Annotated in this window: 11 protein-coding genes and 3 pseudogenes; 8 read left to right on the top strand and 6 right to left on the bottom strand. The window is 69.0% G+C overall.

Annotation, left to right across the window (positions count from 1 at the left end; all coding sequences use genetic code 11):
- The 6 genes and pseudogenes from ABZ656_RS38645 to ABZ656_RS38620 form a co-directional block, all read left to right on the top strand.
- A partial coding sequence (locus ABZ656_RS38645; protein WP_360274573.1) for a hypothetical protein occupies nt 1–511 on the top strand: 511 nt, incomplete at its 5' end.
- Between the two features lie 564 nt (nt 512–1,075).
- Nucleotides 1,076–1,502 (top strand): annotated as a pseudogene (locus ABZ656_RS38640) (DUF4291 domain-containing protein); the annotation flags it as partial.
- Nucleotides 1,487–1,789 (top strand): hypothetical protein, encoded by a 303-nt coding sequence (locus tag ABZ656_RS38635; protein ID WP_360274570.1) that lies wholly within the window; start codon nt 1,487–1,489, stop codon nt 1,787–1,789. The pseudogene ABZ656_RS38640 and the gene ABZ656_RS38635, both read left to right, overlap by 16 nt.
- Nucleotides 1,790–1,797: 8 nt before the next feature.
- Nucleotides 1,798–2,670: an alpha/beta hydrolase gene (locus ABZ656_RS38630; protein ID WP_360274567.1), complete on the top strand. Its 873-nt coding sequence runs from the start codon at nt 1,798–1,800 to the stop codon at nt 2,668–2,670.
- Nucleotides 2,667–3,680, top strand: a complete 1,014-nt coding sequence (locus ABZ656_RS38625; RefSeq protein ID WP_101406662.1) for a VOC family protein — start codon at nt 2,667–2,669, stop codon at nt 3,678–3,680. Before ABZ656_RS38630 ends, ABZ656_RS38625 begins: the two co-directional genes overlap by 4 nt.
- A gap of 137 nt (nt 3,681–3,817) precedes the next feature.
- Nucleotides 3,818–4,465: a TetR family transcriptional regulator gene (locus tag ABZ656_RS38620; RefSeq protein WP_360274564.1), complete on the top strand. Its 648-nt coding sequence runs from the start codon at nt 3,818–3,820 to the stop codon at nt 4,463–4,465.
- A 356-nt stretch (nt 4,466–4,821) separates the two neighbouring features.
- Here the strand turns inward: ABZ656_RS38620 and ABZ656_RS38615 are convergent, their stop codons facing one another.
- Nucleotides 4,822–5,484 (bottom strand): response regulator transcription factor, encoded by a 663-nt coding sequence (locus ABZ656_RS38615; RefSeq protein WP_360274561.1) that lies wholly within the window; start codon nt 5,482–5,484, stop codon nt 4,822–4,824.
- Nucleotides 5,481–6,638, bottom strand: coding sequence for a sensor histidine kinase (locus ABZ656_RS38610; RefSeq protein WP_360274558.1), 1,158 nt, complete (start codon nt 6,636–6,638; stop codon nt 5,481–5,483). The genes ABZ656_RS38615 and ABZ656_RS38610 overlap by 4 nt, the downstream gene beginning before the upstream one ends.
- Nucleotides 6,639–6,864: 226 nt before the next feature.
- Here ABZ656_RS38610 and ABZ656_RS38605 point away from each other — a divergent pair, with 226 nt between their 5' ends.
- Together ABZ656_RS38605 and ABZ656_RS38600 are read left to right on the top strand one after the other, a co-directional pair.
- Nucleotides 6,865–7,785: an ATP-binding cassette domain-containing protein gene (locus tag ABZ656_RS38605; RefSeq protein WP_180362638.1), complete on the top strand. Its 921-nt coding sequence runs from the start codon at nt 6,865–6,867 to the stop codon at nt 7,783–7,785.
- Nucleotides 7,782–8,636 carry an ABC transporter permease gene (locus ABZ656_RS38600; protein ID WP_360274554.1) on the top strand — a complete coding sequence of 285 codons (855 nt, stop codon included), beginning with the start codon at nt 7,782–7,784 and terminating at the stop codon, nt 8,634–8,636. The genes ABZ656_RS38605 and ABZ656_RS38600 overlap by 4 nt, the downstream gene beginning before the upstream one ends.
- A gap of 261 nt (nt 8,637–8,897) precedes the next feature.
- Here ABZ656_RS38600 and ABZ656_RS38595 read toward each other — a convergent pair.
- The 4 genes and pseudogenes from ABZ656_RS38595 to ABZ656_RS38580 all read right to left on the bottom strand — a co-directional run.
- A pseudogene (locus tag ABZ656_RS38595) lies at nt 8,898–9,104 on the bottom strand (transposase); the annotation flags it as partial.
- Between the two features lie 208 nt (nt 9,105–9,312).
- A pseudogene (locus ABZ656_RS38590) lies at nt 9,313–9,651 on the bottom strand (STAS domain-containing protein); the annotation flags it as partial.
- The gene (locus ABZ656_RS38585; RefSeq protein WP_101406655.1) at nt 9,648–10,898 is read right to left on the bottom strand and encodes a SpoIIE family protein phosphatase; all 1,251 of its coding nucleotides are present in this window, start codon (nt 10,896–10,898) and stop codon (nt 9,648–9,650) included. The pseudogene ABZ656_RS38590 and the gene ABZ656_RS38585, both read right to left, overlap by 4 nt.
- Nucleotides 10,898–11,707, bottom strand: a complete 810-nt coding sequence (locus ABZ656_RS38580) for an alpha/beta hydrolase (RefSeq protein ID WP_360274551.1) — start codon at nt 11,705–11,707, stop codon at nt 10,898–10,900. Before ABZ656_RS38580 ends, ABZ656_RS38585 begins: the two co-directional genes overlap by 1 nt.
- Nucleotides 11,708–11,788: the final 81 nt, after the last annotated feature.

Genomic DNA, 11,788 nt, shown 5'->3' with positions numbered 1-11,788 from the left:
TTTGGGGGGGGCCCGTTTGCGGGCGCCGCCCCCCCCCAAACACGCCGCCCAAAGGTCAGCCGATACCGTACGGCTGGCCCATCTGGCCGAAGCCGAAGCCAGGCTGCTGGTACTGCTGGAACGGCTGACCGAACGACTGCTGGCCGAACCCACCACCCCACTGCTGCTGGCCCTGCTGGCCGTGCTGACCCTGCTGACCCTGTTGGCCCTGCTGGCTCTGCTGGAGCAGCGCCACGATCGCGGTCGGCAGCGCCTGCTGCACGGACTGTTCCACAGCGTGCTGAATGCCTGTGTGCAGCGAGCGGTGCAGCGCGAGAGCCAGGTACGGGTGCGCCTGCTGGGCCAATCCCTGCTGCTGGAGCTGCTGCTGGACCTGCTGGATCTGCTGGAACGTCTGCTGCAGTCGCTGCGCGACCTGCTGGCTCGCCTGCTGGCACGCCTGCTGGATCGCCTGCTGGACCACCTGGCCGATCTGCTGCGAGCCGCCCATCTGCTGGCCGAACTGCTGTAGGGGTTGAGTACCGGTCATCACCGACATGAATGCTCCATTCGATGTCACTACGGAAAAGCGGACATAAGGATTTTATGCCGCCTTGTCGGTATACCCGACGTCCTGAAATTAAGGGGAATGCGGCCCCACCGCAATCCGACGACCGCCTCCCGGGGAGGCATCCCGATCGACCGCCGACCCGGATCGCGCGCTGCCGACCGAGGCGTACTGGGGGCGTCGTCCCCGACCGGCTCGCCCCAGCGCCGGAGGCAACGGACAAGTTGGCGATGACGCAAGCCCCCTCGCCTGATGACGCAAGCCCCCTCGCCCGAAGAGGGCGGCCGTGGCACTGGCAACTCACACGGCGCTACGCCCTCTGGTCGGCGCACTACCGATCGCCACATCGATCAGCAAAGCGGCCGCACCTGCGGCAGTGATCGTCCTCCCGGCCGCCGTCCTGCTCTTCCTCGGTCCGCGGTCACGGCGCGAGGTGCCTCGTGAAGGCGAGTCGAAAATCAGTGGCCGCCCACACCGGCCGACCCCACCCTCTACGCCGCGCAAGAACCACGACGAGGGATTCGCGCGGTGCACACGGCATCCACGATCACCGTCTACCAGGCGTACTCCCCGGAAATCGGCATGCCCGCGGTTCGCCAGGACCGCTTTCCCGCTGCGTGGAAGCGGGACCGCATGACGTGGATCAAGCCGTCCTTCCTCTGGATGATGTACCGCTGCGGATGGGGGCCAAGGAGGGCCGGACACTGTCCTCGCAGTCGAGATCACCCGTGAAGGCTTCGAGTGGGCGTTGGAGCGCGCTTGCCTGGCACGCTACGAGCACGGACCGCACTCCGACCGAGCCACCTGGAAGCGGCAGTTGAAGCGGGGTCCGGTTCGTGTCCAATGGGACCCCGAGCGCGATATGCATCTGCTGCTCCTTCGTAACCGCTCGCTGCAACTCGGGCTCGCCGGCGGAGCCGCACACCGCTACGCGGATGAGTGGACGGTTTCCATAGCCGCTGGGTGCTCCTGCACGCGGGATCGGCGGCGCCCCAGCCCGCGTGGGACCGCCTGGGTATCCCCTCACTCACCATCACGTCCGCCCGGTCCCGCCCGGCGGACGGCACCCTCGTCGACAGCGACGACGCACTGCTCGCCTGGCTGGCCGGACACCGCGCGGCCACCGTCGCCCTGCGACCGGACGCGTACGTCTACGCCGCCGCCCCCGCGGGCGCTCAACTCCCGTCACCCCCGGCCGGATTCGCTCCCGTGCCGCACCCGAGCCCGACCACCGCTCTGTGAGGACCACCATGACCACGCATGCCGAACTGCCGCCGATGCGGGAGCGCCTGCTCGACGTCGGGGACAAGAAGATCTTCGTCGCGGAGACCGGCGAAGGCCCTCCCGTCCTGCTGCTGCACGGCGGCGGCCCCGGTGCCTCCGGCGTCGCCAACTACGCCCGCAACATCGGGGAGTTGGCCAAGGAGTACCGGGTCGTCGTCCCCGACCTGCCCGGTTACGGACGCAGCACCAAGGGCGTCGACGGCGCGGACCCCTTCGGCCATCTCGCCGACGGTATCCGCGGCGCGCTCGACCGACTCGGCCTGCAGCGGGCCCACATGGTCGGCAACTCGTATGGCGGCGCCTGCGCCCTACGCCTGGCCCTGGACACGCCCGACCGGGTCGACCGCATGGTCCTGATGGGCCCGGGCGGCATCGGCACCACCCGTGCCCTGCCCACCCCGGGTCTGAACAGCCTGCTGAACTACTACTCCGGTGACGGACCTTCGCGGCGGAAGCTGGAGAAGTTCATCCGCGACCACCTCGTGTTCAACGCCGCCGACGTGCCCGACGAGGTCATCGACGCGCGTTACCGGGACAGCGTCGACCCGGAGGTCATCGCCGCTCCGCCGCTGCGCCGCCCGTCCGGCCCGAACGCCCTGCGCACCCTGTGGAGGATGGACTTCACCCGCGACCGACGCCTGTCCCGTCTGCCTGTGCCCACGCTGGTGCTGTGGGGCGCGAAGGACAAGGTCAACCGGCCCGAGGGCGGGCGCATGCTGGCCGATCGCATGCCCAACTGCGACCTGTACCTGGCAGCGAACACCGGGCACTGGGTCCAGTTCGAACGCGCCGAGCTGTTCAACCGCCTGTGCGCCGACTTCCTGGCCGGGCGCCGATGAACACGCCTGGGGATCCGTCCGTCTTCGGTGCCGTCCGCCTCGGCTACATCATCATCGAGACGAACCGCTTCACCGACTGGCGCCGCTTCGGCACCGACGCCATCGGCATGCACCATGACGCCCCCGACACCAGGCTGATGCGGTTCCGCCTCGACGACCGGGAATGCCGCTTCCTGCTGAGGCGCGGCCCGGCCGAGGACGTCGTGGCCACCGGCTGGCACATCGACGACCACGCCACCTTCGAACGGATCGAGGCCCGCGTACGCGCCCACGGCGTCCCGCTCGTCCAGGGCACCGCCGAGGAAGCCGCCCTGCGCGGTGTGGAACGCCTGCTGCGCTTCCCGGGGCCCAAGGGCATCACGCAGGAGATCTGCACCGCGCCGGTGAAGTCGGCGGAGCCCCTGCGCATGCTCGCCTCCGGATTCGTCACGGGCGATTCCGGCATGGGCCACGTGGCGATCACCTCCACCAGGCCGACACGGATCCGCGGCTACTTCAACACCGTCTTCGACGCACGACTGACCGACTACATCGACGAGACCATCAGCGGCGTCAAACTCAAGATCCGCTTCCTGCGCGTCAACGAACGCCATCACTCCATCGCCGTCGCCACCGTCCAGGGTCTGCCCATCGACCCGGTCCGCACCCGCGTCCAGCACCTCAACATCCAGGCCGCCACCCTCGACGACATCGCCCAGAGCTACCAGCGCGTGTGTGAACTCGGCTTCGACATGGCGCTGTCCGTGGGGCAGCACACCAACGACAAGGAGCTGTCCTACTACGCCCGCACGCCCTCGGGCTTCGAATGGGAGGTCGGCTGGAACCCCATCACCATCGACGAAGCCACCTGGCGGCCCACCACTCACCAGGGCATCAGCGTCTGGGGCCACACACCCGTCGGCCAGACCATCATCGACAAACTCGACCAGTTCCGACGCGGCGCCCGCTCCCTCATCCGCCCGGAAGCCACCGTCCCCGCCCTCAGCGGAACCGGCATCTTCGACGACTGACCGCCGGGCCGGACCCCGCCGGACTCGAACCGGAAGAGATCCGGTTCCGGATCACGCTGAAGACCCCGTGGCAGACTGGGCGGGCGGCTCGTCCCGGTCCGTCGTTCACCCCATACTGATCCACCGAGGTTGTTTCCGTGCCCAAGCCCGTGGCCCGCGAGCCTTTGCGACGTAATTCACGGTCCAACCGGGCTCGCATCCTGGCCACGGCCCGCCAGGAACTGGGACGGAACCCCGACGTCACCCTGGAGGAACTCGCGCGAGCCGCCGGTGTCGTGCGACGCACCCTCTTCGGGCACTTTCCGGGACGCGCGGCGTTGCTGGAGGCTCTTGCCGAGGAGGCGTCCGAGGCGATTCGGAGCGTCGTCTCGGCCGGAGCGAACTCGACGGAGCCGGCCGAGCGGGCCCTCGCGCATTTCGTGCTCTCCGTATGGCCTGTGGGGGACCGCTATCGGATGCTCGTGGCACTGGCGCGCAAGGACCTGGGTAGGGAACGCGTGGCCGAGATCCTGGCACCGGCCCGCGACGAGGCCACGGCCATCCTGGAGCGAGGGCAGCGAGACGGCGTCTTTCACACCCATCTGCCGCCCGCTGTGCTGAGCGCCGGGCTGGAGGCCATGACGGTCGCACTGCTGGAAGCGGTCAACACCGGGGCGCTGGACGACGACGGAACCCGGGTCGCCGTCGCCATGCTCATCGCGGCCGGTGTGCCGGAGGAACAGGCGGGTGCGGTGGTGGACGACGTCGCGTCCGCGGCGGTCGCGGAGGCTGCCGCCGACGTGTGAGCCGTCGTACGGCCACCGATCGGTCGGGACAACGGTTTCGCCGTAACCCTGCGTCTCGTGGACCGGCCGAGGACGCTCACATGACCGCGTCGTCGACCATGTCCAGGTCGGGCAGGTCCAGCGAGCAGATCCGCGCGGCCTCGTCGGCGGTCATGCCGAACTGGCGCAGCAGTCCATGGACGACCAGGTCCGAGGACGTCGCATCATCACGGTCGGGCTGCGCGTGCAGTAGTGAACCGAGGGCAAGTTGGGCGCTGACCGGGTCTCTGACTTGCGCGACTTCTCCTTTCAGCCTCTTTCGGGAGGATGCTGCATATGCGGCCGGTTCCCCCTTCGAGATGGGCTCAGTGACGTGCTCAGCGGGGCGGCTCGACCAGCCCCACCTCGTAGGCGGTGATCACGAGGTGAACCCGGTCCCGGGCGCCCAGTTTGGCGAACAGCCGTGACACGTGCGACTTGGCGGTGGCCACCGTGATGAAGAGTTCCTCCGCGATCTCGCTGTTCGACCGGCCACGTCCGACCAGGGTCAGCACTTCCCATTCCCGCTCGGTGAGGCCCTCGACCGGCCGTGGAGGGCGCTCCGGGGCAGCCACGGGGCGTCCGACGAAGTCCGCGATCAGACGGCGCGTCACGCTCGGCGCGATCAGTGCGTCGCCGGCAGCGACCACGCGGATCGCCGCGAGGATGTCGTCCAGCTCCATGTCCTTGACCACGAAGCCGCTTGCGCCGGCTCGGAGCGCGCCATACACGTGGTCGTCGTCGTCGAAGGTGGTCAGCATGAGCACGCGGGTCGTTGCCGGACCGGCCGTGACCTGGCGCGTGGCTTCGATCCCGTCCATGCCGGGCATCCTGATGTCCATCACCACGACGTCGGGGCTGACATTCCGGACCAGTTGGACCGCCTCGGCGCCGGTGGCGGCCTCACCGACGACCTCCAGGTCGGGGTGATCGGCCATGAGCACGCGCAGACCGGACCGTACCAACGGCTGGTCGTCGGCGAGCACGACTCGGACAGTCACCGGGCCTCCAGCCGAACTCCGATGGTGTTGGGCAGCGGCAGTTGCGCCGCCACCTGGAAGCCGCCCTCCGGACGTGGTCCGGCGCTGAGGTGGCCGTGCAGCAGGCCGACCCGCTCCCGCATGCCGACGATGCCGAAGCCGTGGGCCAAGCCGTTCTCGATGGCGCCGTGCCCGTCGTCGACGACCTCCACGGACAGCTCCTCGTCCCCGTAGTCGACGGTCACCCTGCAGTGCCCGGTGCCCGCGTGACGGACCACGTTGGTCAGCGCCTCCTGCACGATACGGTAGGCGGACAGGTCGATGTCGGCCGGCAAGGGCCGCTGCTCCCCGCTGAAGCGCACGTCGACGCGTACCCCCGCGTCCGCGGTCGCCGCCGCGAGCAGCTCGATGTCCGCCAGTCCCGGTGAGGGCGCGAGAGACGACTGCCCCGCGGCCGCTGACTCCGGGTCGGTCCGACGGAGCGCCACCAGCGTGCGCCGAAGGCCCGACAAGGTCTCCCTGCTGGTGGCCTCGATGGCTCGCAGTGCCTCGCGGGCCTCCACAGGCTGCGTCTGGATGACCCGGCTGCCCACCCCGGCCTGGATGGCAATGATTCCGATACTGTGCGCAACCATGTCGTGCAACTCCCGTGCGATCCGCAGCTGTTCGGCGGTCACGGCTTCCGCCACCTCCTGCGCGCGCAGCGCCACCGCGTGCTCGTGGCGCTCGCGGCCGAGCAGACCGACCGTGCACGATGCGGCCATCGCCAGAAGGGCGATCACGCTGTTGGCCGTCAGGTTGTCCCCGTGCGCGAAGCCGCCGATCAGCAGGAGCTGCGCGATCAGGGATACGGTCACCGCGACGATCGAATCCCGTCGCGTGCGGGTTGCGACGATGAAGCCCAGGACAAGGTCCACCGCCAGATATGACAGGAACTCGCCCTGATACGACAGCGCCAGGCTCGCGCGCGCGTGGCGGGGCGGCATCACCACCACGGCGGTGGCGCCGAAGAGTGTCATGGCCAGAGCCAGCAACGGCACCCGGCGCAGTACACCGGCGAGCAGGCTCACAGCCAGTAGCGACCCGACGGCGTGGACCGTGCCGGAAGCCCGGGGCGCGCCGCCCAGCAGCAGAAGCAGCATGAAGAGGTACAGGACACCCCCGATCCAGGCCATGAGTGCCGGCCTCGGCACAGTCGGTGTGCCCGTTCGAGAGCGAGGTTGCGATGCTGAACCGCAGGCAGCCGTCGGGGTGGTCGGGATGGCGTCCATGCCGTGAGACTAACCAGCCGCCGCCCGCGCGGCATCGGCCCCGGGACGTACGCCCGCGGGCTAACCCGGCGGCGCGATTGCCGCCCCAGGGCCAATGCCCGGCCGGGGGCCTCCCGGCAGGGTTGGCCGTGTGATCGAAGTCAGCGAACTCACCAAGCGCTACGGCAGCAAGACCGCCGTGGACCATCTGTCCTTCACCGTTCGGCCGGGCCAGGTCACCGGATTCCTCGGCCCCAACGGAGCCGGCAAGACCACCACCCTGCGGATGATCCTCGGCCTGGACGCGCCAACCGCCGGTGCCGCCACCGTCAGCAACGTCCCCTTCCACAGCCACCCACGCGGACTGCGGCACGTCGGCGCCCTCCTCGACGCCACCCAGGTCCACGGCGGACGCAGCGCCGCCGCCCACCTGTCCGCCCTGGCCCACAGCAACGGCATCCCGCTGCGCCGGGTGGACGAGGTGCTGCATGAGGTGGGGCTGGCCGATGCGGCGACCCGCCGCATCGGCGGGTTCTCGCTCGGTATGAAACAGCGGCTCGGTATCGCCACCGCCCTGCTCGGGGACCCGCCCGTGCTGATGTTCGACGAGCCGATCAACGGCATGGACCCGGAAGGCGTTCTCTGGGCGCGCCGCCTGTTCCGGCGCCTGGCCGCCGAGGGGCGCACCGTCTTCCTTTCCAGCCATCTGATGTCGGAGATGGAGAACACCGCCGACCGGCTCGTCGTCATCGGCCGGGGCCGGCTCATCGCCGCGGAGTCGGTAGGTGACTTCGCGGCCCGCAGCACCCGCCTCAACGTTGTGGTGGGCAGCCCGCAGGCTGCCGCGCTGGCAGCGGTGCTGGCTGCGGCAGGCGCGTCGGTCGAGCCGCAGGGCTCGACGGGCACCGAGAAACTTGCCGTGACAGGGCTGCCGGCAGAGCGGATCGGAGCGCTTGCCTTCGAGAACCAGATCATGCTGCACGAGCTGACCACCCGAACCGCCTCACTCGAGGAGGCGTTCATGGAGTTCACCGCCGACAGTGTCGAATACCTGGCAGGACAACCCCGATGACTACGATCAACTCCGTCCCTCCGGCCATGTCGGACGCGCCGGTCGCCGAGCCGCCCGCCCGCTTCCACGACCTCCTGGCCGCCGAGTGGATCAAGATGTGGTCCCTGCGCTCCACTCCGTGGACGATCGCACTCACGATCCTGTTCGTCATCGGGTCCGCGGCCGCGGCCGCACTGGCGGACTACAAGAACTTCGAGGGCTCCGGCGCGAGCATGCGGCAGCCCCCTGACTTCCTGCCCTTCGACGCCTATCCGCCGGCCGGCTACATGACGCTGATGCTCGTCGCCGGCAGCGTCGGCGCCATCACCGTCGCGAGCGAATACAGCAGCGGCCTGATCGGCACCACCACCGTGGCCGTCCCTGCCCGCGGCTCAGTGGTGTTGGCCAAAGCGGCCGTCACCGCCGGTGTGTGGACCGCCGTCGGTACGGCCGTTTCCACCGGTTCCTTCCTGGTCTCCCAGGCCATCCTCAACGGGCGGCACGCAGGCGTCCCGATCACCCATTCCGGGGTGCTCCGGGCGCTGGTGGCATCCGCGCTGCTGGCCCCGGTCTGCGCACTCGTCGGCCTGGGACTCGGCGTCCTGATCCGGCACAGCGCCGCGACCATGGTCACCAGCGTCTTCACGCTGTTGATGCTGCCGACGATCTTCTCGCAGAACAAGCGCTGGTCCGCCGACGTCAACCACGCGATGGTCGTCACCGCCTGGAAGCGCCTGGTCCAGAACTGGCCGCCGGATCCCGAATCCCTCGGCTACACCGCCACGGTCACCGGTTCCTGGATCGTGTACGCGGTTTGGCCGCTCGTCGCGGTCGTGTTGGCGTTGGTTGTCGTGCGGCGCCGCGACGTATGAAACCGCGGCAGGCGCTGATTCAGGAGTGTGGGGCTGCTGCCGCTGAAGTGCGCTCCAGCGTGTTCTGGTGGATGCGGTGACAGGGATCCTCGGGGTGGGGCAGGCTCGGATGCGCACTGATCTGCTGGAGGCGGCTCATGTCATCGCGATGGTTGTCCTAGAAGGGGGCCAACTCGAATCGGCGGGAGGCGTGGGATGAATCCGTCTCCCGGCGCCGCGCATCTCCAGCGGCCGGCGCTGGTCGATGGCGGCCGCTGGAGATGCGCGGGGCAGCGAGCCGGACAACAGCGCACGTGCCGCTTCGGTACCCACGCGGCCGTTGGCCAGGGCCGCATAGGTGCTGCCGTGACCACGACGGTGCAGACCGTCCAGTGACAGACAGGGCAGGGAAATGACCGGGCCGGCTGCCAGCAGGGCATCGGTCAGCTCGAACAACGCATCAGCCCGTCGGGACAGACAGTCGTCCAGCCCCTGCGAAAGCGCATCAGGTCGGCCTTGCCCTGGCGGCCTGCCCCGCCTCGAGCACACTGACAGCGACGGCCATCGCACCCTCCCCTGGTCTTCACCTACCTGGAGAGTCCCGCGATGGCCGTTCCACGTCCCGCACCTCACCCAACCAACCGTCCACGGGCAGGACACAGGGATAAAAGCGAAGCTCAGGCACGGTGGGTGGTGTCCAGGCTGCTTCGGCTGCTTGTGCGGTGGGGTGGGTGGGGAAGACATGGTCCAGCCCGACGATGTGGAAGATTCGGCTGATGCGGTCGGGGACCGCTGCCAGAGCGATGTCTGCCTGGGCGGCGAGGGCGTGATTGCGGGCAGCGATCAGGACGGTGATGCCGCTGGAGTCGCAGAAGGTGATGCCGGTCAGGTCGATGACGAGCTGCTGGCCTGCCTGGAGTGTCAGGCGGGGCAGAAGCGCACGTACGTCTGGGGCGCTGTCGTTGTCGAGTTCTCCGGTCAGTTCGATGACGGGCCCGGCGGGGGTGGCGCGGGAGTGGACGGTCAGCTGGGTCACGGCTGCTCTTCACGGGTGGGTCGGGGCACGCTGATGGCGAGCACGGCGGCGTCGTCGTCCACTCCGGTGCCGAATGTGTCGAGCAGGTCACGGACCGCGGCGATGGCGTCGGAGGCGGTCGTCGGCGCCAGGACCTGGGCGAAGTCGAGGAGAGCGTCGTCACCGTAGCGGTCGCCGTCAGTGATCTGGGCGGTGTGTGCTTCGGTGAGGCCGTCTGTGTGGAGCAGCAGGGTGTCGCCGGGGTCCAGGCGGACGGTGGTGGTGGCGATGTGGGCGTCGGGCAGGACGCCGATGAGCTGGCCGCCGGGGGTGGGCAGGTAGTCGGCGCTGCCGTCGGCGCGCATGAGCAGGGCTGGGGGGTGACCGCCGCTGGCCAGGGTGACACGGAAGCCGCCTCGGTCGGTGTCGGGGGTGAGCAGTCCGAAGATGACCGTGCAGAACCGCGGGTCCTGGCCGTTGTATTCGTGGTTGAGGACCGTGTTGAGGTTGCTCAGGACGGTGACCGGGTCGGGGTCGTAGACGGCGGCGGCGCGCAGGGTGTAGCGGGCCAGGGAGGTGACGGCCGCTGCGGCCGCGCCCTTGCCGCACACATCGCCAAGGAACAGTCCCCACGTTCCGGAGGCGAGAGGGAACAGGTCGTAGAAGTCGCCGCCGACCTTGTCGGTGGAGGCGATGTGGTAGTGCGCGGCTACATCCAAGCCGGGCACATTCACCAGGGCCGGGGGCAGGAGGGTCTGTTGCAGGGTGGCGTTGAGGCGCTTGAGTTCTTCGCGTTCGCGTTCTGCTTCCTGCCGGGCGCGCAGCAGCTCGGTTTCGTAGGCGCGGCGGTCGCGGGCGTCGAAGACGGTGGTACGGATCAGCAGTGGCTGCCCGGCGCTGCCGGTCCTGACCGTGGAGGTGACCAGTACCGGCAGACGGCTGCCGTCGGCCGCCTTGAGTTCCAGAGCGATTCCGCTGACCTCTCCCTGCATGCGCAGCAGCGGAGCGAAGTGCGTCTCGTGGTACAGCCGGCCTCCCACGGTGAGCAGGTCGGAAAACGTCTTGCGGCCCACCAGGTCGCCGCGTCGGTAGCCCAGCCAGTTGAGCAGCGTGGTGTTGATCTTTGCGATCGTGCCGTCCAGCAGGGTGGAGAGGTAGCCGCAAGGCGCATGCTCGTACAGGTCTTCCGCGCTGTCTTCCAACAGTGCGGAGAACGCCGCGTGGTCGTCACGGCTCTCGCTGCTCTCGCCGTGACTGGGCTTGCACATCATCGGCCCGCTCTCGCGAAGGCGCTGATCGTGGCGGCCGTCTCCTCAGGGGCGGCGAGCTGGGGGCAGTGCCCGGTCGCGTTCAGCGTGACCAGGCGGCTGCGGGGGATCTGCGCCTGTACGAAGGCTCCGACCTCCGGAGGCGCGATCGCGTCTGTGGAACACTGCGCGACCAAAGTGGGCACGGTGACCTTGGCGAGGTCGTCGCGGTTGTCAGACAGGAATGTCACCCGGGCGAAGGACCGGGCGATGTCCGGATCGGTCCGGCAGAAGCTGTTGGTGAGCTCCTCGCCCAGTTCCGGACGCTCGGGATTACCCATGATCACCGGCGCCATGGCACCTGACCAGCCCAGATAGTTCGCATCCAGCGATTCCAGGAGCTCGTCGATGTCCTCGGCGCTGAACCCGCCCCGATAACCGGCGGCCGGATCATCGATGAAACACGGTGACGGGGCGAGCAGGACCAGACCGGCGAAAGCCTCCGGCTCCCGCGCCGCGGCCAGAACGCCCATCATCGCGCTCACAGAATGCCCCACGAAGGTCACCGGCCCGAGCGACAACTCACGGCAGATCTCCAGCACATCATCGGCATATCCCTCCAGCGAGGAGTAACGCTCCGTGCTCCACGCCGAAAGATCGGAACGCCCCGCTCCCACGTGGTCGAAGAGCACCACGGTGAAGTCGCGCTCCAGAAGCGGTACCACCAGCCGCCACATGTTCTGGTCGCACCCGAACCCGTGCGCCAGCATCAGCACAGGGCGACCGGCCTGGCCGGTCACCGTCACATGATTCCTGCTCCGCACACTCATACGCCCATCCTCGCAGACGCTTCCGAGGCTCCCCGGCACCGAGTGGCTTCAGTCGTGACGGGGCGCCGAGGTAGTGGACCC

This window comes from Streptomyces sp. NPDC007095, assembly GCF_040634475.1.
GTDB lineage: Bacteria > Actinomycetota > Actinomycetes > Streptomycetales > Streptomycetaceae > Streptomyces.
This window is presented reverse-complemented; position numbering and strand designations above follow the sequence as displayed.